The organism is Pseudomonas sp. PDM32 (genome assembly GCF_019219225.1).
Taxonomy (GTDB): domain Bacteria; phylum Pseudomonadota; class Gammaproteobacteria; order Pseudomonadales; family Pseudomonadaceae; genus Aquipseudomonas; species Aquipseudomonas laurylsulfatiphila.
In genome coordinates this window covers 320748-340391 of the sequence record NZ_JAHUWE010000009.1, presented here as the reverse complement: position 1 = coordinate 340391, position 19644 = coordinate 320748, and the positions used below count along the sequence as shown (strand labels likewise).

The 19644-nt window shown below is 61.5% G+C and carries 18 protein-coding genes; 11 read left to right on the top strand and 7 right to left on the bottom strand.

Annotated features, from left to right (window positions below):
• Window positions 1-143 precede the first annotated feature (143 nt).
• The 4 genes from KW846_RS19305 to KW846_RS19290 all read right to left on the bottom strand — a co-directional run bounded on the left by KW846_RS19305 (window position 144) and on the right by KW846_RS19290 (window position 3223).
• Entirely contained in the window at window positions 144-905 is a 762-nt protein-coding gene (locus KW846_RS19305; RefSeq protein ID WP_007971199.1) for a DUF4239 domain-containing protein, read from the bottom strand.
• A 317-nt stretch (window positions 906-1222) separates the two neighbouring features.
• Window positions 1223-1636 (bottom strand): VOC family protein, encoded by a 414-nt coding sequence (locus KW846_RS19300; RefSeq protein WP_116583413.1) that lies wholly within the window; start codon window positions 1634-1636, stop codon window positions 1223-1225.
• 89 nt (window positions 1637-1725) lie between these two features.
• A complete protein-coding gene (locus KW846_RS19295) occupies window positions 1726-2385 on the bottom strand; it encodes a TetR/AcrR family transcriptional regulator (RefSeq protein ID WP_007971197.1) in 660 nt (219 codons plus the stop codon).
• On the bottom strand, window positions 2372-3223 hold the full coding sequence (locus KW846_RS19290) for a 3-hydroxybutyryl-CoA dehydrogenase (protein WP_218484341.1): 852 nt from the start codon (window positions 3221-3223) through the stop codon (window positions 2372-2374). The genes KW846_RS19295 and KW846_RS19290 overlap by 14 nt, the downstream gene beginning before the upstream one ends.
• Before the next feature lie 162 nt (window positions 3224-3385).
• On the opposite strand from KW846_RS19290, the gene KW846_RS19285 reads away from it, so the two are divergent.
• Entirely contained in the window at window positions 3386-4450 is a 1065-nt protein-coding gene (locus KW846_RS19285) for an AraC family transcriptional regulator (protein WP_218484339.1), read from the top strand.
• Window positions 4451-4491: 41 nt separating this feature from the next.
• Here KW846_RS19285 and KW846_RS19280 read toward each other — a convergent pair whose 3' ends face one another.
• A complete protein-coding gene (locus tag KW846_RS19280) occupies window positions 4492-5214 on the bottom strand; it encodes a pirin family protein (RefSeq protein WP_218484337.1) in 723 nt (240 codons plus the stop codon).
• A gap of 306 nt (window positions 5215-5520) precedes the next feature.
• On the opposite strand from KW846_RS19280, the gene KW846_RS19275 reads away from it, so the two are divergent.
• Entirely contained in the window at window positions 5521-6471 is a 951-nt protein-coding gene (locus KW846_RS19275) for a GlxA family transcriptional regulator (RefSeq protein ID WP_218484335.1), read from the top strand.
• 161 nt (window positions 6472-6632) lie between these two features.
• A complete protein-coding gene (locus KW846_RS19270; RefSeq protein ID WP_218484333.1) occupies window positions 6633-8117 on the top strand; it encodes a winged helix-turn-helix domain-containing protein in 1485 nt (494 codons plus the stop codon).
• Here KW846_RS19270 and KW846_RS19265 read toward each other — a convergent pair.
• Window positions 8082-10886, bottom strand: coding sequence for a winged helix-turn-helix domain-containing protein (locus KW846_RS19265; protein ID WP_218484330.1), 2805 nt, complete (start codon window positions 10884-10886; stop codon window positions 8082-8084). The genes KW846_RS19270 and KW846_RS19265 overlap by 36 nt on opposite strands.
• A gap of 408 nt (window positions 10887-11294) precedes the next feature.
• Here KW846_RS19265 and KW846_RS19260 point away from each other — a divergent pair, with 408 nt between their 5' ends.
• Complete coding sequence (locus KW846_RS19260; protein ID WP_218484328.1) at window positions 11295-11870, top strand: flavodoxin family protein; 576 nt, start codon at window positions 11295-11297, stop codon at window positions 11868-11870.
• Between the two features lie 35 nt (window positions 11871-11905).
• Window positions 11906-12730 carry an alpha/beta fold hydrolase gene (locus tag KW846_RS19255; protein WP_218484325.1) on the top strand — a complete coding sequence of 275 codons (825 nt, stop codon included), beginning with the start codon at window positions 11906-11908 and terminating at the stop codon, window positions 12728-12730.
• Window positions 12731-12766: 36 nt separating this feature from the next.
• Here the strand turns inward: KW846_RS19255 and KW846_RS19250 are convergent, their stop codons facing one another.
• Window positions 12767-13210, bottom strand: a complete 444-nt coding sequence (locus KW846_RS19250; protein ID WP_218484311.1) for a helix-turn-helix domain-containing protein — start codon at window positions 13208-13210, stop codon at window positions 12767-12769.
• A 158-nt stretch (window positions 13211-13368) separates the two neighbouring features.
• Between KW846_RS19250 and KW846_RS19245 the strand changes: the two genes are divergently transcribed.
• The 6 genes from KW846_RS19245 to ycaC all read left to right on the top strand — a co-directional run bounded on the left by KW846_RS19245 (window position 13369) and on the right by ycaC (window position 19546).
• Entirely contained in the window at window positions 13369-14286 is a 918-nt protein-coding gene (locus tag KW846_RS19245; RefSeq protein WP_218484308.1) for a LysR family transcriptional regulator, read from the top strand.
• Window positions 14287-15469: 1183 nt separating this feature from the next.
• Window positions 15470-15736, top strand: coding sequence for a DUF6124 family protein (locus KW846_RS19240; RefSeq protein WP_218484306.1), 267 nt, complete (start codon window positions 15470-15472; stop codon window positions 15734-15736).
• Window positions 15737-15994: 258 nt separating this feature from the next.
• Window positions 15995-16411: a DoxX family protein gene (locus KW846_RS19235; protein ID WP_218484304.1), complete on the top strand. Its 417-nt coding sequence runs from the start codon at window positions 15995-15997 to the stop codon at window positions 16409-16411.
• Window positions 16404-17012: an antibiotic biosynthesis monooxygenase gene (locus tag KW846_RS19230; RefSeq protein WP_007977196.1), complete on the top strand. Its 609-nt coding sequence runs from the start codon at window positions 16404-16406 to the stop codon at window positions 17010-17012. Before KW846_RS19235 ends, KW846_RS19230 begins: the two co-directional genes overlap by 8 nt.
• Entirely contained in the window at window positions 17012-18850 is a 1839-nt protein-coding gene (locus KW846_RS19225; RefSeq protein ID WP_218484302.1) for an amidohydrolase, read from the top strand. The genes KW846_RS19230 and KW846_RS19225 overlap by 1 nt, the downstream gene beginning before the upstream one ends.
• Window positions 18851-18919: 69 nt before the next feature.
• The gene (gene ycaC / locus KW846_RS19220; protein WP_007977200.1) at window positions 18920-19546 is read left to right on the top strand and encodes an isochorismate family cysteine hydrolase YcaC; all 627 of its coding nucleotides are present in this window, start codon (window positions 18920-18922) and stop codon (window positions 19544-19546) included.
• Window positions 19547-19644: the final 98 nt, after the last annotated feature.

Sequence of the window (19644 nt, the reverse complement as noted above, 5' to 3'; positions counted from 1 at the left end):
CCCGAACTCAGAAGTGAAACGATGCATCGCCGATGGTAGTGTGGGGTTTCCCCATGTGAGAGTAGGTCATCGTCAAGATTAAATTCCGAAACCCCAATTGCGAAAGCAGTTGGGGTTTTGTTTTTGCCAGCAGGAAATTCAAACTACTGCCCCAACCGCTCCAGTGTGTGCTCCAGCGGTTCCAGCGATACACAGATAAAACCATCAAGCGGTCGATTGAGTTCCTCCACCAGCAGGATGGTCGCCCCCGTCGACAGGGCACACATCAACAAGACGACGACGATGGTCCCGTTGCGCGGTGCAAACAGGCCGAACGAGCCGAAGATAATCCCCAGCCACGTCACCAGGATCACCAGCATCACCGGTGGAATCGATTGATTGGACTGCAGCAGGGTCAGCCAGCGGGCGGCATACACGGTGTCCATGTCTTGCAATGCCTTGGCTTTGAGTGAGCGCTGATCATCGTTATCGGGAGACAGTGATTCGACCTGGCGTTGCAGGCCTTCGGAGCGACGTATCACTTCGGGGCTGTCGAGTTGTGCAATCTGACGGCGATCGCGGGTCGCGAGCACTTGGGTGACTTCGGCGTAGTTGTGCTTGAGTTCGGTGCGGATGCCCTGGGTATCGGGGCCATAGCGGGCCAGCAAGCGGTCGAATTGAATCACTTTCGCCGCCGCGCCCTCCAACTCGGCATTGGCCGTATCGAAGGTGCCTTTGGCAGTGGAAACGAGCAGTCCGAGGACCAGCGCCGACATCGTTGCGATGAGGCCGGTGCCCAGCTTCAGCACCGCCACGGAGTCATCACTCAGATGATGGCTCGGTAACCGCTCCCTCACGTACGAACCCAGCAGTGCGCTGGCGGACAGGCAGGCGAAAACAATGAGGGCGATCACCAGGTCATTCAAATTCAACCTCCGTTGACGCTACCTTCCGGGGGGAGATATCTACCGGTACTTGATCACGCTGCTTTCGAGCTTGCGTCCCTCGATGGTCGTTACGTCGCGAGCCCACAGCGGACCGTTGGCATAGGCTCCAGGAGCAAGCATTTGAAACGGCTGGGCCAGGACAGGTCATGGGCTGGCATAGCGGGTTTGCTCCTCTGGTTCGCTGCTATCGATGTGGCAAGTTGACGGTAGCAGACAGGCCGGGAGTTGCCAGAAAGCCCAACCTTTTCAGATTGGGCTTTCTTGAGCCTTCATTTCTGTCGATCGACAAAGGCCGTTCACTGATCCTTTTCGCAATTGACCATCCACGACACACCAAAACGGTCGACGAGCATGCCGAAGCGCGCCGCCCAGAACGTGGTCTCCAGTGGCATCTGCACACTGCCACCGTCCGCCAGTGCATTGAACACCCGTTCGGCCTCGGCAATGCTGTCGACGTTGAGTGAAATCGAGCAGGCACTCATTTTATCGACGGGGCGATCCGGTGTGGTGTCCGACCCCATGAGCGCCTGATCGCCCACGATCAGGCGGGTATGGATGATCAGGTTGTGCAGGTCCTTGGGGAAATGCTCACCCGCAGGGGTTTCGCCAAAGGTCAACATGGCTTCGATCTGGCCTTGCAGGCATTTCGCGTAGAACGTGAAGGCGGCTTTGCAGTCGCCGTTGAAGATAAGGTAGGGATTGATTTTCATGGTCGGCTCCAGGTGCTCGAGTACATACATCGGTTTGGACGCCGGTTTTTTCGGCGAATTCCGATTGTGTCGAGCCGACAAGCAAAGCGCTAAATCTTTGTCGGAGCTTGTGTTTCTTTAGATGTTTTTTCCATAGGACGGGCGAGGCTTATCGCCTCCGGCACACGCCGCGGTGCCAGCACACGTTCGATGGCGCCGCTGACCATGCTTTCCAGCAGCTCCTCGCGTTCCTGCTCGTCCAGCACATGGGGCGTCAGCCAGCTGGGGGCGCTGTTGAGCAGCGCGCCAATGGCATGCCCGGCGGCCAGCAGGCCTTGCTCGCTGAAACGCGACTTCGCGCCCAGCATCTTCAGCAAGGTGCGTTCGTATTGCTCGCGCAGTTGCCGGACCCGAGCCTGTTGCTCTTCGTTCAGGCAACCGCTGTCGCGCTCCACCAGGCGGAAATGCCAAGGCATTTCCCGGTGCAGATTCAGATGGGCGCGGATCAGGCTGTTGAGTTTGTCGCGTTTGCCGGGCGCTTTTTGCTGGATGCGCCCCAGAGTGGCCAGCAGCTCCTCGTAGAACTCCTCGATCAGGTCCAGCAGCAGATGCTGTTTGCTGGGGTAATGGTGATACAGCGAGCCTGGGGACAGCCCCAGGCACGTCGCGAGCTCACGCATGCCGACCTGGCCGAACCCCTTGCAGGCAAACAGCTCCAGGACCTTGTCCCGGTACTCGGCAAAGCGCGAGCAACGCTCAGGCATAGGCATGGAAGCCGCGCCCCGTCTTGCGCCCCAGGTAACCGGCAGCGACCATTTCCTTGAGCAATGGCGCCGGGCGATATTTGCTGTCGTTGAATCCGTCATAGAAGGCTTCGAGGATCGACAGCAGGGTATCCAGGCCAATCAGGTCCGCCAGGGCCAACGGACCGATAGGCTGGTTGCAGCCCAGGCGCATGCCGGCGTCGATGTCTTCGGCGCTGGCCAGGCCTTCCTGGAACACCAGGATCGCCTCGTTGATCATCGGCACCAGGATCCGGTTGACCACGAAACCCGGACGGTTGCCGGCGGTGATCGCGGTTTTGCCGAGGGTGGTCGCCATGTCCAGCGCCAGTTGGTGGGTTGTGTCACTGGTTTGCAGGCCGCGGATGACTTCGATCAGGCCCATCACCGGCACCGGGTTGAAGAAATGCAGGCCGATGAAGCGCTCTGGCTGACTGACACTGGCGGCCAGTTGGGTGATCGACAGCGACGAGGTATTGGAGGCAATGACGCATTCGCTGCCGACTTGCGCGGCGATCTGTTGCAGCACACGCAGTTTCAGGTCGAGATTCTCAGTGGCCGCTTCGATGACCAGTTGCGCGTCACGCAGGACACTGTAATCGGTGCTGGTGCGGATTTTGTCGAGGGTGGCCTGTTTCTGCTCCGGCGTCAGGGTCTGCTTGGCGATCTGCCGGTCCAGGTTTTTACCGACCGTCGCGACGGCTTTTTGCAACGCGCTTTCAGAGATGTCGAGCAGGGTCACGTTGAAACCGGCCATGGCACAGACTTGTGCGATGCCGTTGCCCATGGTGCCCGCGCCGATTACCCCGATGTTTTGCAGATTCATTTTCCGTCCTTCGATCAAACCCTGCGATACCTTGGCCGCGAATGCGGCCGAAGGCGTACTATTGCCGCGAGTCTAGAGCCGGCAGGGCGGTTGTCCTATGCCAAAACTGTTCAACGGCACTGATGTTTTTTGCCATTCGGGTGATGAGAGAGAAGCGAACCAATGCGGGAAAAGGACTCGGTTGCCGCCTATTTCGTGCAGGCAATGATCCATGGGCTGAAGGACGATCCGCAGCGCGTGACGGCCGTGCTCGAACGGGCGGGCATTGATCCGGCGGTCATGCAACAACCCACGGCGCGGGTGCCGGCCAACGCGTTTGCGGCGTTGTGGCTGATTCAGATTCGCGAACTCGACGACGAGTTTTTCGGACTCGATTCCCATGGCATGCCGCCGGGCAGTTTCGCCCTGATTTGCCGCGCCCTGATTCAGGAGCCCGATCTGCACAAGGCCATGCGTCAGTGCCTGGCCAACTTCGGGTTGTTCCTGCGCGACTTTCGTGGCGCGCTGGCCGTGCGAGGCAAGCGTGCGGTCATCAGCCTGCAGACCCGTTCGAAGGACAACGATGCCAGCCGGTTTGGCGAAGAAACCTTCCTGGTGTTGATGATCAGTCTGCTGTGCTGGCTGGGCGGGCGGCGCATTCCCATTGACCGAGCGGACTTCCGCCATTCGCGCCTGTCACTGAGTGACGACCGCCTGCTTTGGGGCCCCAACCTGACCTTCGGTGCCGAGCGCACTGAAATCGAATTTGCCAGCCATTACCTGCGCCTGCCGGTGGTTCAGGACCTGGCGTCGCTGAAAGTGTTCCTGCGCACCGCGCCGCAATGGCTGGTGATCCGCTTCCGTAACCAGCATGGCCTGGCCTCGCAGGTTCATCAGCGCTTGCGCGGCAGTCACTACAGTGAATGGCCGACGTTGCAGGCCTTTGCCCTGGAACAGCACCTGAGCCCCAGCACCTTCCGCCGCAAGCTGGAGCGCGAAGGCTGTTCCTATCAGGAGATCAAGGACGAAGTACGTCGTGGCGTGGCCTTTGAGCAATTGCGTCAGAGCGACGCGAGTATCAGCGATATCGCCGAGCAACTGGGCTTCCAGGAGCCCAGCGCCTTCCATCGGGCGTTCAAGAAGTGGACCGGGGAAAGTCCGGGGCGCTATCGGGCCCGTTATCAGGGGGACTGTGGGAACGAGCCTGCTCGCGAAAGCGATAGGTCATTCAACAGTGATGTCGTCTGACACTCCGCCTTCGCGAGCAGGCTCGCTCCCACAGGGATCGGTCATGGCATTTCCGGCAGTTCCTGCGGGCGCAGGTCGAAGACCAATACTTCAGCGTCCACGCCGTTGTTCAAGGTCAGTGCCTGTTCATCACGAACCCGCACACCGTCGCCTTCCTGCAACAACACGCCGTTGAGTTCGACGCTGCCCCGGGCCACGTGCACGTAGGCATAACGGTTGGCGGCCAGTTCCAGGGTGGCGCTTTCCTTGCCGTCGATCAGGCCGGCATACACCCGTGCATCCTGACGCACCTTGAGCGAACCCTTGGCGCCGTCCGGCGAGATGATCAGTTGCAGGCGCCCGCGTTTTTTCTGGGTGCTGAAGTGCTCCTGCTGATAGCGCGGTTTGGCGCCGCTGACGTCGGGCACGATCCAGATCTGCAGAAAGTGCACCGGCCGCGTGCTGGAGTGGTTGAACTCGCTGTGAGCCACGCCGCTGCCAGCGCTCATCAGTTGCACATCGCCGGGGCGGATCACCGACCCGGTGCCCAGGGTGTCCTTGTGTTCCAGGGCACCCTCAAGCACATAGGAGAAGATCTCCATGTCGCGATGCGGGTGCTGGCCAAAGCCTTTGCCGGCGGCGACGCGGTCGTCGTTGATCACCAACAGGTCGGAAAAACCCTGCTCTTTCGGGTTGCGGTAGTTGGCGAAGGAAAAGGTGTGGAACGACTTCAACCAGCCGTGATTGGCCAGGCCACGATCCGAGGCTTTGCGAAGAGTCAGCATGATGAAATCTCCTGTGGGGACGTGAATTCGTCCGAGTGAGGAGAAGGTTAATGTTTACTGGTTTGTGCAATAAGTAGATGAAAATTGAAATACTGTCTCCTAATGGTTGACAGTTTATGAGCGCAAATCAGCTATTCTGTTCCGATATTCGGCCCTGATGAATGGCATGTCTTTTGTGGGAGCGGGCTTGCTCGCGAAGGCGGTGGGTCAATCAACATCCATGCTGACTTACCCACCGCCTTCGTGAGCAAGCCCGCTCCCACAGGGGATGTGCACCGTCTCAATTAATCCAGTGAATTCCAATCCATGAAAACCGTGGCAATGGTGCTTTTTCCCGACTTTCTCCTGCTCGATATGGCCGGGCCCATGGAAGTGTTTTCCATCGCCAACCGTTATCTGAAACCCGACGATCACTATGTGCTGTCGACCATCGGCACCGAACCCGGCGCATTGCGCGCGTCCAATGGCCTGAGCGTGCAGGCCGACCGGCACATCGATCAGGCTTGCGAAGGTTTTGATTTGCTGCTGGTACCCGGTGGTCCCGGTGCCTACAACGAAAAGCATCCGCCGTTGCTCGACTGGCTCAGGCACAACGTCAGCCGGTCCGCCGGTTACGGCTCGATCTGCACCGGGGCGTTCGTGCTGGGGCATGCGGGCTTGCTCGACGGCTATCGGGTCACCACCCACTGGCACTACACCGAGCGGCTGATCAAGGGCTTTCCGAAGGCGACCGTCGAAACCGACCAGATCTTTGTCCAGGATCGCAACCTGATCACCTCCGGCGGCGTCACCGCCGGGATCGACCTGGCGTTGTCGGTGGTGGCGCAGGACCACGGCAAAAAAGTCGCCCAGGACGTGGCCAAGGTGTTGCTGGTCGTAATGAAGCGTCAGGGCGGGCAGGCACAGTTCAGCCCGTTGATGGCGGCGGTGGCGCCTCACGAAACGGCGATTACCCGCGTGCAGAACCACGTGCTCGAGCACCTCGACGAGTCCTTCAGCATCGAGCGCATGGCGAGCCTGGCCAACATGAGCCCGCGGCATTTCGCCAGAGTGTTCGCCCGGGAGGTGGACATGACGCCGATGGAGTTTTTGCAAAGCGCGCGCATCGATTGCGCCAGGAACCTGCTGGAAACCAGCGAGTTGCCGCTCAAGACCGTGGCCTTCAAAAGCGGCTTCGGCAGCGTGCGGCACATGCGTTTTCTGTTCAGTGAAAAGCTTGGCCTGACCCCGACCCAATACCGCGAGCAGTTCAGCTAGCGCGCATGTCCGTTGCGCGCACCGCAATGGCCGTGACGCTCCCCCTGTGGCGGTTGTACCGTCACAGAGGGCTGCCAAGATACGAGGTAACTCATTGCAAGGAAGGTGCGGAGCCTGGATGGACTCACGTGCCAGATCAGGTGTCCCGCGGGTAAATGCCCATGAATAGCCTCAGAGATGTCAGCAACGAAGCGGTGCTTCAGTTCGGACCCTACGCTTTCCACCTCAGTCAGCGACTGGTGCTGGAGGGTGATCGACCGCTGCGCCTGGGCGGCCGCGCCCTGGACGTGTTGCAGGTGCTGGTCGAGCACGCGGGCTCGGTGGTCAGCAAGGACGAGTTGATTGCGCAGGTCTGGCCACGCTCCGTGGTCGAAGAGATCAACCTGCGGGTGCACATTGCCGCCCTGCGTCGGGCCTTGGGCGACGGGCAGAACGGTCAGTGCTACATCGTCAACATTCCCCAGCGCGGCTACAGTTTTGTCGCCCCGGTACAGCATTCGCCGCAGGCCGTAGCGTTCCCCAGCGATACCGTAAAAAAGCCCCTGCACAACTTGCCGGCGCGGCTCACACCGATCACCGGGCGCGATGCGGTGGTCGGCAGCCTGGTGCGACAGTTGCCGGTGCGCCGATTCATGACCCTGGTCGGGCCTTGCGGGATCGGCAAGACCACCGTGGCCTTGCGCGTGGCCGAACTGTTGTTGCAGTACTATCGGCGCGGCGTGTGGCTGGTGGACCTGGCGGCGATCGATGACCCGGCGCAAGTGACCGATCATCTCTCACGAACCCTTGGGCTGGAGGTCGGCACCACGCTGGAGGCGCTGGCGCAGCGACATGCCTTGTTGGTCCTGGACAACTGCGAGCATCTGCTCGAACGCTGCCGGACGTTGGTCGAGACTCTGCTGCAATCGCTGCCGCGACTGTCGATCCTCGCCACCAGCCGCGAGCCGCTCAAGGCCGCGGGCGAAACCGTGTTGCGTCTGCCACCGCTGGCGGTGCCGCCGACGTCGGCGCTGCGCAGCGTTGCCGAGGTCATGGGCTATTCGGCGGTGCAGTTGTTCGTCAGCCGTGCCCGGGCCCGTCAACAAGGCTTCACCTTGCGCGAACAGGACCTCAGGGCCGTACGGGAAATCTGCCGGCGCCTCGACGGCCTGCCGCTGGCGATTGAATTGGCGGCGGCGCAAATCGATGCGCTGGCGCTGGTGGGGTTGCAAGCGCAACTCGATAACTGTTTTCAGTTGCTGTCCCAAGGCCGCCGTACGGCCGTCCCCCGGCATCAGACGCTCAAGGCTGCACTGGACTGGAGCTACGAACGGTTGAATCCGCTGGAGCAATCCGTGTTGCAGCGTTTGGCGGTATTCAAGATGGCCTTCACCCAGGATGCCGCGATAGGCGTGATCAGTGGCGACGCGTTACCGGTCGCCGAGCTGGCCGACGTGCTGGACAACCTCGCACTCAAATCACTGCTCTCCCTGGAGCAGGGCGGCGGGGTGATCCGTTACCGCTTTCTCAATACCACCCGCACCTACGCCCTGGAAAAGCTCGAACTCAGTGGTGAGCTGCGCACCCTTGAAATGCGTTATGCCGGTTACGTCAGTCAAACGCCCCGGCTTTCAGACCGGCAAGTGGCAATGCAACTCACCGAGTAAGTGGCGCACGGCCTTCAGGTCCGGCGTGGCAAAACCTTCGGTGAAGCGCTGGTAGACCGGCGCCAGCAATGCATGCGCCCGTTGGTGGCGACCCTGACGCTGCCACAATTGCGCCAGCGAGGTGGCGCTGCGCAGCTCCCAGGCCAGGGCGCCCTGGGTTCTTGCCACGTCGAGTGCCTTGAGCAACACGGTTTCAGCCATCGCGGTGTTGGCCGGACACTCCGTTGCCAGCAACGTCTCGGCCCTGGCCCGTAGAATCTCTGCCGTGCTCCAGCCCGACGCACCGTTTTGCGCACGTTCGAGCAAGTCGTCATCGACGCAGGTGGAGTCCAGCGTGACCATGATGTCCTTGATCAAACCGACACTTCGTTGCTTGGCGGGCGCGACATCGACGCCGCCGATCACCTGCGCGTAGTGTTGCGCCCAGGTATGGAACAGCAGGACCGAGTGTTTCTGCGCCTGTTGCAGCAGCAGGCGCAGGAGTTCGCGGGCGCTGCGGGTATCACCGTTGTAGTAGGCGATCAGGCAGCCGGCGAGCGCGAGGGTGTAGCAGATCGACGTGCCGTGGTTGATCTGCAACGCAATGTCCAGCGCCTGCCGGGCTGCGCGCCAGGCCTGTTCCGGTTGGCCTCGCAGCCAGAGGATGCGCGCCTGGATGGTCAGCGCCGCGACACTCTGGTCGTATTGCACGCCGAAGCCATGGGTGAAACGGTTGAGGTGACCACTGTGGGCCATGCGTTGCAGTACCTGTTCGGCATACTCCCCGGCCTGTTGCTGGTCGCCGGAAAAATGCAGGGCAAGCACCCGCAATCGATGTGTGCTCAGGGATAACAGGGCGTCGTCATGCAGTCCCAGTTGATCGAATTGCCGGCTCTGTTGCAGGGCCATCTGGTATTGGCCGCAACTGAGATTGACCGCCAGATGACCGGAAATCGCCCGCAGTTGACCGGCCACATCGTTGAGTCGGCTGGCCAGGGTTCTGGCGCTGACAAAGGCGCCAACGGTTTCGGCGCTCGCGCCTTGAACGTGGTAACAGGCACTGCCCAGGGCCAGCTTGAGGGTCATCTGCAAGCGCGGGCACGGCTCGGCAGACTGCTCGAGCAGGGCCAGGGCTTTGCGCACATAACCGCCGTGTTCCTTGAGCAGTGACAGCTCCTGCCACAGGGGCGTGGACGTTGCGGTCAGGCGTATCGCCAGTGCCTGCGGCCCCTGCGCGTGCAGACCCCAGTCGAGGGCCGCGCGGATGTCCTCCAGGGTCCGGCCATAGCGCTCGAGCCACAGGCCGGTCGAAGTGTTCTCCCATTCGTCCTGCGCCTGTTGCATCAGCGCCAGGCAACGCTCGGCATGGCGCTCCCGCGTGCCGGGCAGGTCAGGGCTTTGCGCGAGTTTTTCCAGCGCATGGCTGCGGGTGGTATCGAGCAGACGGTAGTAAACATCCTCATCGCCCACCTCCACGTTCAATAGGGACTTGGCGACCAGTTGGGTGATCGAGCCGAAGACTTCGCGAGGTTCGATGTGTTCGCCGACAATCACCGCCGCTGCGGACTCCAGGGTGAAGCCGCCGCGAAACACGCTCAGTCGGCGCAGGCAGGTCTTTTCGCAGGCGTTGAGCAGCTCGAAGCTCCAGTCCAGTGTCGCGCGCAGGGTCTGATGGCGTGCCGGGGGCGTCTGGCAGGGCTGGGTCAACACCCGGAAACTGCTGTGCAACTGCGCCAGCAAACCGGCTAATCCGAAGTTGCCCACTTGCGCCGCCGCCAGTTCGATGGCCAATGGAATGCCGTCCAGTCGGTGGCAGATGTCGATCAACAGCGGCAGTTCATCGTCCGTCAGTTCAAAGCTGTCATGGCTGGCCATGGCCCGCTCGACAAACAGTTGCAGGGCGGAAAAGGTCATGGCCTGGGCACGGTCGAGGACGGCGATGGGCGGCGGGCAGTCGAGTGATGCCAGGCGCTGGACGAATTCGCCTTCGGCCCGCAGGCTCTCGCGGCTGGTGGCGAGAATGTGCACGTGCGGCGCACTGCGCAGAATGTTTTCGCAGAGCAGGGCGATGGCGTCGACCAAGTGTTCGCAGTTGTCGATGACCAGCAGCATGTGGCGGTCACGCAGGTAGTCCGCCAGCCCGCTCAGGGATTCGTCGTCGTGCAGGGCCAATTCAAGCAACGTCGCCAGATGACCGTTGATCATCAGCGGGCAGTTGATCGGGGCCAGGTCCAGCAGGCGAATGCCGTCCCGGTAGCGACCGATCATTTGTTCGGCGACTCGCAAGGCCACGGTGGTCTTGCCGATTCCGCCGGGACCGACGAGGGTGATGAAGCGCTGGCGCGGCAGTTGATCCACCAGATTGTCGACCAGCGTCCGCCGGCCGATCATGCGTGTGCGGCGCACCGGCAGGTTATGCCGGCTCGGCACGCAGGACACGGGCGCCGGCGCTTGTTCGACCGGCTCCCGTGAGTGCGGTGCGACGAAGCTGTACCCACGCTGTGCCACGGTGACGATGTAGCGCTGGCCGGCCTGACCGTCGCCGAGCGCCTTGCGCAACGCGGCCATGTGCACCCGCAGGTTGATGTCTTCGACCACGCTGTCGGGCCAGACCCGGGCGATCAATTGCTGCTTGCTGACCACATTTCCGGCGTGTTCCAGCAGGATCAACAGGATGTCCATGGCGCGCCGGCCCAGGCGCAAGGGCTGGTCGGCCTCCATCACCAGGCGTTGTCCGGGGTAGACCCGGTAGGGGCCGAAATGCACAGCCTGTTCGGGGGAAAGGGTCAACGAGTCGCTCCTGCTGCAGCCGTCTGGTTCGCGGTTTACGAGCATATTCCTCAGGTTTTTTACGCAGCGCAACGTGCCGCCCGGGTGACTGAAGGGGCAGGCATTGACTCTAGCGTATCGTCCAGCGGCTGTCGGTCCCGAAAACATTGGGTGCGACAGATGGGCATGACATGCCGGGGCTTTTTGCGCGCCAAGGAAAATTAACAACGATTAACTCGTCGCGCGCTCGGTCTACGCCCAAAACTCTCCTTCTTCAACTTCCACTGAAGGCAGGGATGAAATGTCAGTCAGCCGCGAGCAGCTCGATGTGGGAGCGAGCCTGCTCGCGAAGGCAGTGTCACATTCAGTCTATGCGGTGACTGACACAGCGCTTTCGCGAGCAGGCTCGCTCCCACAAAGGACAGAGCAATGAGCAACGTGGTGGTGGTCTATCACAGTGGCTACGGGCACACCCGGGTCATGGCCGAAGCCGTGGCCGCGGGAGTGGAACGGCACCTGGGCAGCACCTGCCGGTTGATCCCGGTCGAGGAAGTGGACGAGCACTGGGCGCGGCTGCACAACGCCGACGCCATCATCTTCGGCGCGCCGACCTACATGGGCAGCGCCTCGGCAGCCTTCAAGGGCTTCATGGAGGCCACGGCCGCGTTCTACCTGGCCCAGCCCTGGCGCGACAAACTCGCAGCGGGCTTCACCAATTCCGGCTGCCTGTGCGGCGACAAACTCAACACCTTGCTGCAGATGGCGGTGTTCGCCGCGCAGCACTCGATGATCTGGGTCGGCCTCGACCTGCTGCCGGCGCGTTCCGGCACCGGCGCGTTCAACGGCCAGCTCAATCGCCTGGGCAGCTCACTGGGCGCCATGGCCCAGTCGAATGTCGAGCAATCCCCCGACGATGCGCCGCCCCCCGAGGACCGCTGCACCGCCGCGCATCTGGGCGAGCGGGTGGCGCGCCTGGCCGATCGCCTGAACCAACTACCGGTTTGATTCACCCCCCAACCCTCGTTAAGGAGGCATCACCCATGAGCACCTTCACCACCCGCGACGGCGTCGAGATTTACTACAAGGACTGGGGCACCGGTCAGCCGATTGTCTTCAGCCACGGCTGGCCGCTGAACGCCGACAGTTGGGAGTCGCAGATGATTTTCCTGGCCTCCAACGGCTATCGGGTCATCGCCCACGACCGTCGCGGTCATGGGCGTTCCAGTCAGCCATGGTCGGGCAATGACATGGACCATTACGCCGACGATCTGGCGCAGTTGATCGAGCTGCTCGACCTGCAAGACGCGGTGCTGTTCGGCTTCTCCACCGGCGGTGGTGAGGTGGCGCGCTACATCGGTCGCCACGGCACTGGCCGCGTGGCCAAGGCCGGGCTGATTTCCGCGGTGCCGCCCCTGATGCTCAAGACCGAAGCCAACCCCGGTGGCTTGCCACTAGAAGTGTTCGACGGCATCCGCCAGGCCTCGCTGGCCGACCGCTCGCAGCTCTACATCGACCTCGCCAGCGGGCCGTTTTTCGGCTTCAACAAGCCCGGCGCGAACCCGTCCCAGGGCATGATCGACTGGTTCTGGATGCAAGGCATGATGGCCGGCCACAAGAATGCTTATGACTGCATCAAGGCGTTCTCGGAAACCGACTTCACCGAAGACTTGAAGAAATTCGACGTGCCGACGCTGGTGGTGCATGGCGACGCGGATCAGGTCGTGCCTTACGAGGCGGCGGGTGTCTCCTCGGCCAGACTGGTGAAAGGCTCGACCCTGAAGATCTACCCGGGTGCCCCTCACGGGCTGACGGACACCCACAAGGATCAGCTCAATGCAGACCTGTTGGCGTTTTTGAAAGGTTAAAAAGCCAGATCAAAAGATCGCAGCCTTCGGCAGCTCCTACACGGTAGCGTGCATGCCCGAAGGCTGCGATTTTTTGCTTTCAAGGCCACGCACCATCTGACAGCGCCAGGCAAACGGATTGATGCCTTCGCTGCGGGTGAAGAGGTGGCAGAAGTGCGCTTGATCGCAGAAGCCGCATTCGAGGCTGATCTGCGTAAGGCTCATGTCGGTGTACTGGATCAATTGCTTGGCCAGGGTTATGCGTTGCCGGCGAATCCAGTCCTGCGGCGAAAGTCCGGTGCTGCACTTGAAGGCACGGGAGAAATGACTGCGCGAGAGGGCGCAGGCCTGTGCCAGTTCAGTGACTTCCAGGCTGTCGCCGAGGCGCTCGAGGATCAGTTGTTTAACCAGCCGTTCGCGCTGCGGGCTGAGGCCGCCGGTGCTTTTCTTTGGCACCGGCGTGAATGGCGCGGGCGCGGCATTTTGCTGAACGTGAGCCATGGTAAATGTCCGAGTCGGTAGGCTTCATTTTTGGACCCGAAGGCTCTGGCTTGCGAGTTAATCGTTGTTAATTCCTCGTTAAGCGCGGGACGGCCTGGGTAAAGTCAGACACACTTCCCAACCTCGCGCCTGGCCGAACACACAAGGGAACCGTGCCTATGAACCGTAATGATCTGCGTCGCGTCGATATGAACCTGCTGGTGATATTCGAGGCGCTGATGTTCGAAAAGAACCTGACCCGCGTCGCGGAAAAACTGTTCATGGGTCAACCGGCGGTGAGCGCCGCGCTGGGGCGACTGCGTGATCTGTTCGACGATCCGTTGCTGCTGCGCAACGGTCGCGGCATGGAGCCGACGGCGCGGGCGCTGGCGATTCTCAAGGAGCTGCAGCCGGCGATGGACACCATTTCCGGTGCGGTCAGCCGGGCCAAGGAGTTCGATCCGGCGACCAGTTGCGATGTGTTCCGCATCGGGCTGTCGGACGATGCCGAGTTCGGATTGTTTCCGCCGTTGCTGCGTCAATTGCAAGAGGAGGCACCGGGCATCGTCGTGGTTGTGCGGCGGGCCAATTACCTGTTGATGCCGGCGTTGCTGGCGTCGGGAGAGATCTCGGTGGGCGTCAGTTACACCACGGACCTGCCGGCCAATGCCAAGCGCAAGAAGCTGCGCGATATTCCCTGCAAAGTACTGCGCGGTGATACCCGGCCGGGGCCGCTGACCCTGGATGAGTACTGCGAACGGCCCCATGCGATGGTGTCGTTTTCCGGTGACTTGAGCGGCAATATCGATCTGGATCTGGCGAAGGTCGGGCGCAGTCGTCGTGTGGTGCTGGGGGTGCCGCAGTTCAGTGGGTTGCGGGCGTTGCTCGCGGGCACCGAGATGATCGCTACCGTGCCGGATTATGCGGCGTGTGCGTTGGTCGAGGGGTGCGGGTTGCGCGCCGAGGATCCGCCGTTCGAGATTGAGGCGGCGCAGTTGTCGATGGCCTGGAGCGGGGTGCATGACAATGATCCGGCGGAGCGGTGGTTGCGCTCGCGGATCAGTCAGTTCATGTCTGTGGCTTTGGATATTCGTTAGGCTTTTGACCTTGGCGGCCTTTGGGCCGACCAGGTCCTGGGTTGATTGAGTACATATCCGTTTCTTTGGTAACGGCGGCTGGCGGTTTCGCCCTTACGGCGACTCCCTTTTTTACAAGCGCCTAAAAAAGGAAGCAAAAAACGCTCGCCCCTTACGTACGGCCCCTCGCTTAGGCTCGGGGTTCCTTCGCTCTGGTATTCATCCGGGGGCATTGCCCTCCGGTCGGCTTCGCTTCGACCTACATGCAATGAGTTCGACTGCGTCGAACGGCGCTGCGCGCCCATCCCCGGATGAACACCTCCGCTCAGCCTGCCGAGGGGGCGGGTGGATCAAGATCAAAAGCTGCAGGCGAGCTAACGCTCGGCCTGATGAGTGGTGAAAAGCGTGGGTGTACGCCGATCTGCTTTTGCTCTGCTCTTCTGTGGGAGCGAGCTTGCTCGCGATGGCGGCCTGCCAGCCGACCAATTTCTTTCGAATGTACCCAGTCCAACTGTGGGAGCGAGCCTGCTCGTGAAGGCGGCCTGCCAGCCGACCTGATTTTTGCAGATGTCCCCAATCCCTGTGGGAGCGGGCTTGCCCGCGATGGCGGCCTGCCAGCCGACCTGATTTTTGCAGATGTCCCCAATCCCTGTGGGAGCGAGCTTGCTCGCGATGGCGGCCTGCCGGCCGACCAATTTCTTTCGAATGTACCCAGTCCAACTGTGGGAGCGAGCCTGCTCGCGAAGGCGGTCTGCCAGCCGACCTGATTTTTGCAGATGTCCCCAATCCCTGTGGGAGCGGGCTTGCCCGAGATGGCGGACTGCCCGCCAACCAATCTCTCACAGGGAGTATGCAGTGTTCTGACAGCTCTGTTTAAAAGCCGTCAGCCTCTGTTCCTGAAAGCCACGCCGCCTTGCGTCGTTGCCTACAACTACGCCAGAATCCGCCGGCTTGTGTGTCTTGGCCCTGATCTCTAACGTTCTGCCCGTCGCTGCCCATTCAGCGATCGGGTTTAGCAGCTCGGTAAATTTCAAGGCTCGCCAGTGTCACCTTCAGATCAGTCCGGTCTGTCATTTGGTGGCTGTGCGTGGGGCACTTCGGTGCGCCGGGTTCCTTGATCCCTGGTCTGCTAACCCGCGTACAGCCGCCACCCAATTCGTTTAGCAGCGACTTGTGGCGGCTCCATTGATCAAGGAGTTCCACCATGTTCAAACCCACCCCGAATCCCCCGAAAGACCCCGCGTCACCGCGCAATCCCAGCACGATGTTTGTCATCACCCCCGACATCAACACCGAAACCCTGTTGGCCCACGCCTGCGAATCCCTGTCCTCGGCCAGCATCATGGCCAGTGACCTCGCGGGATTTCTGCAAAGCCCGCATCGCAATTCACTGCTGGGGATTGCGCAGATCATCATGTTGGGTGAGCTGGCGGTGAATCGGGCGCTGGATAATCTCGATCCGCAGGAATAACCCGGTAGTAGCAACAACAAATAAACCTGTGGGAGCGGGCTTGCTCGCGAAGGCGTCATGACATTCAGCATTGATGTTGACTGACCCACCGCTTTCGCGAGCAAGCCCGCTCCCACAGGATTTTGTGTGATTTGCAGAGCGCCGGCGCGCTCGCAAAACAGAGCACGTACATTCAATTTTTCCTCCCCCCGTCCCGGCACTATCGAATCCAGTCCCGGCGTATCGACGCCGATGGTTTTTCATTTGTGCAGGTGGGCCATGGACGCTTCGCGACGAGATGATCGGGCGCAAGACTGGGGGCTGCTGTTCCTGCGGGTCAGCGGCGGGTTGTTTCTGTTGTGGGTGCACGGTTTGCCCAAGCTGCTTTACTACAGTGCCGAGTTGCAGAACATCGAAGACCCTTTCCACCTGGGCGCGAACCTGACGTTGATGCTGGCGATCTTCGCCGAGGTGGTGTGCCCGCTGCTGATCGTCGGCGGGTTGCTGGTGCGTCTGGCATGTTTGCCTGTTCTGTTTTTGCTGTGGGTGTCGATGTTGCTCGTGCATCCGCAGTGGACCCTCTTCGAGGGCCAGTTCGGCTGGCTGTTGTTGATCGTGTTCACCAGCATTCTCATCGCCGGGCCGGGACGGCTGGCGCTCAATATCCGTTTCACCGGAGCCTTGCGTTATGTCTGATCTCAATCGCCGTGAGCCGGCCAGTCCCGGGCCTGATGAGGTGGTGACCCTGATCGTCAAGCACCGGGTCAAGGCCGGTTTCGAAGTGCCTTATGAAGCCTGGCTGCGCAACATCGTCAAGGTGGCCGCGCAGAATGTCGGGCACCTGGGCGTGGATGTGGTGCGCGGCAAGAACGCCGGCCTCGACACCTACACCTGCGTGCTGCGCTTTTGCTCGACCGAGGCGATGCAGAACTGGCTCGATTCACCGCAGCGCCAGGCGTTGGTCGACGAAGCCGCGCCGATGCTGGCCGATGGCGACCAGACCGAAGTCAATCCGGTCAACGAGTTCTGGTTTTCGCCCCAGGCCGAAGCCGGTACGCCACCGCCGCGCTGGAAGCAGGCCGTGGTGACGCTGCTGGTGATCTTGCCGCACACCTTGCTGGTGCCGCTGCTCTGGGGGCCGCTGTTACGGCTCAACGCCTTGCTCTCCAACTATGTGGTGGCCACGTTCCTGATCACCCTGACCATCGTGCTCTCGGTGGTTTACATCTTCATGCCCATGGCGACGCGTCTGTTCGCGCCCTGGCTGTCTCCTGCCACATTGCACGAGGAACCCTGATGAACGCCGATCTGATTCTGTTCAATGGTCAATTTCATACCGTTGACCGCGAAAAGCCGCTCGCCAATGCGGTGGCGATCAGCGACGGTCGCTTTGTCGCAGTGGGCAGTGATGCCGAGGCCATGGCCCTGCGTGGCTCGAGCACCCAAGTGATCGACCTCAAGGGCCGCTGTGTGATTCCCGGGCTCAACGACTCGCACTTGCACCTGATCCGTGGTGGCTTGAACTACAACCTTGAATTGCGTTGGGAAGGTGTACCGTCCCTGGCCGATGCCTTGCGCATGCTCAAGGATCAGGCCGACCGCACGCCGACGCCGCAGTGGGTGCGGGTGGTCGGTGGCTGGAACGAATTCCAGTTCGCCGAGAAGCGCATGCCGACCCTGGCCGAACTCAACCAGGCGGCACCGGACACCCCGGTGTTTGTGCTGCACCTGTACGACCGTGCCTTGCTCAACCGCGCGGCGTTGCGTGTCGCCGGTTACACCCGCGACACGCCGAACCCGCCGGGTGGCGAGATCGTGCGCGACGCCAATGGCGAGCCGACCGGCATGCTGGTGGCACGGCCGAACGCGATGATTCTGTACTCGACCCTGGCCAAGGGGCCGAAGCTGCCGTTGGAGTATCAGGTCAACTCGACCCGCCAGTTCATGCGCGAACTCAACCGCCTGGGCCTGACCAGTGCCATCGATGCCGGCGGTGGTTTCCAGAACTATCCGGACGATTACCAGGTGATCGAGCAGTTGGCGAAGGATGAGCAACTGACCGTGCGCATCGCCTACAACCTGTTCACCCAGAAACCCAAGGAAGAGCTGACCGACTTCAAGAACTGGACCGGTAGCGTGAAGCTGCACCAGGGTGACGATTACCTGCGGCACAACGGCGCCGGGGAAATGCTGGTGTTCTCGGCGGCGGACTTCGAAGACTTCCTCGAGCCGCGCCCGGACCTGCCGCAAACCATGGAAGCCGAACTGGAACCGGTGGTGCGTCACCTCGTCGAGCAACGCTGGCCGTTCCGTTTGCACGCGACCTACAACGAATCCATCAGCCGCATGCTCGACGTGTTCGAGAAGGTCAACCGCGACATTCCGTTCAATGGCTTGCCGTGGTTTTTCGATCACGCCGAAACCATCACCCCGCAGAACATCGAGCGGGTGAGGGCGCTGGGTGGCGGCATCGCGATTCAGGATCGCATGGCCTTCCAGGGCGAGTATTTCGTCGAGCGTTACGGCGCGAAAGCTGCCGAAGCCACGCCACCGATCAAGCGCATGCTCGCCGAGGGTGTACCAGTCGGTGCCGGTACCGACGCCACGCGGGTATCGAGTTACAACCCGTGGACTTCGCTGTACTGGATGGTCAGTGGCCGCACCGTCGGCGGCCTGGAACTGCACGCCGAAGGCCTGTCGCGCCTGACGGCGCTGGAACTGTTCACCCACGGCAGCGCCTGGTTCTCGTCCGAGCAAGGCAAGAAAGGCCAGATCAAGGTCGGGCAATTGGCTGACGTCGCCGCCCTCAGTGCGGACTTCTTCAGCGTCGATGAAGAGGCGATCAAGTGGATCGAGTCGGTGCTGACGGTGGTCGGCGGCAAAGTAGTGTACGGCGCCGGTGACTTCGAAAAGCTCGGGCCGGCCAGCGTGCCGGTACTGCCGGACTGGTCGCCGGTGGTGAAAGTGCCGGGCCACTGGCGCCCGACGTCGCCGATGCAGGCCCAGGTTCACCACTGCAGCGGGCCGTGTGCGGTGCATTCCCACAGCCATGAGCGGGCGCGCCTGTCGAACGCGCCGGTCAGCGATTTCGCCGGTTTCTGGGGCGCCTTTGGCTGCTCGTGTTTTGCCTTCTGACGCATTCAAAGAAGTGCCGACCCAACAGGGCGGCGCGGTATGCAATAACCATCCATCAAGGAGCTTCCAATGAGCAACGTTCCGTACAAACGCCTGAACAAAGACGATGCCGTGGTCTTGCTGGTCGACCACCAGACCGGTCTGATCTCGCTGGTGCAGGATTTCTCGCCCAACGAGTTCAAGAACAACGTGCTGGCGCTGGGCGACATCGCCAAGTTCTTCAAACTGCCGACCATCCTCACCACCAGTTTCGACAGCGGTCCGAACGGCCCGATCGTGCCGGAGCTCAAGGCGCAGTTCCCGGACGCGCCGTTCATTGCCCGCCCGGGCCAGATCAACGCCTGGGACAACGAAGATTTCGTCAAGGCGATCAAGGCCACCGGTCGCAAGCAACTGATCATCGCCGGTGTGGTAACCGACGTGTGCGTGGCATTCCCGACCCTGTCGGCCATTGCCGAAGGCTTTGAGGTGTTTGTGGTGACCGACGCTTCCGGCACCTTCAACACCACCGTGCAACAAGCGGCCTGGGCGCGCATGTCGGCCGCCGGTGCGCACCTGCTGAACTGGTTCTCCGTGGCCTGCGAGCTGCAAGGCGACTGGCGCAACGACATGGAAGGCCTGGCCAACCTGCTGTCCGAGCGCCTGCCGAACTATCGCAACCTGATCAACAGCTACATGAAATTCACGGCCAAGTAAGACGTACACCTGTGGGAGCGAGCTTGCTCGCGATGGCGGCGTATCAGTCGACACATGTGTTGACTGACAGAAAGCTTTCGCGAGCAAGCCCGCTCCCA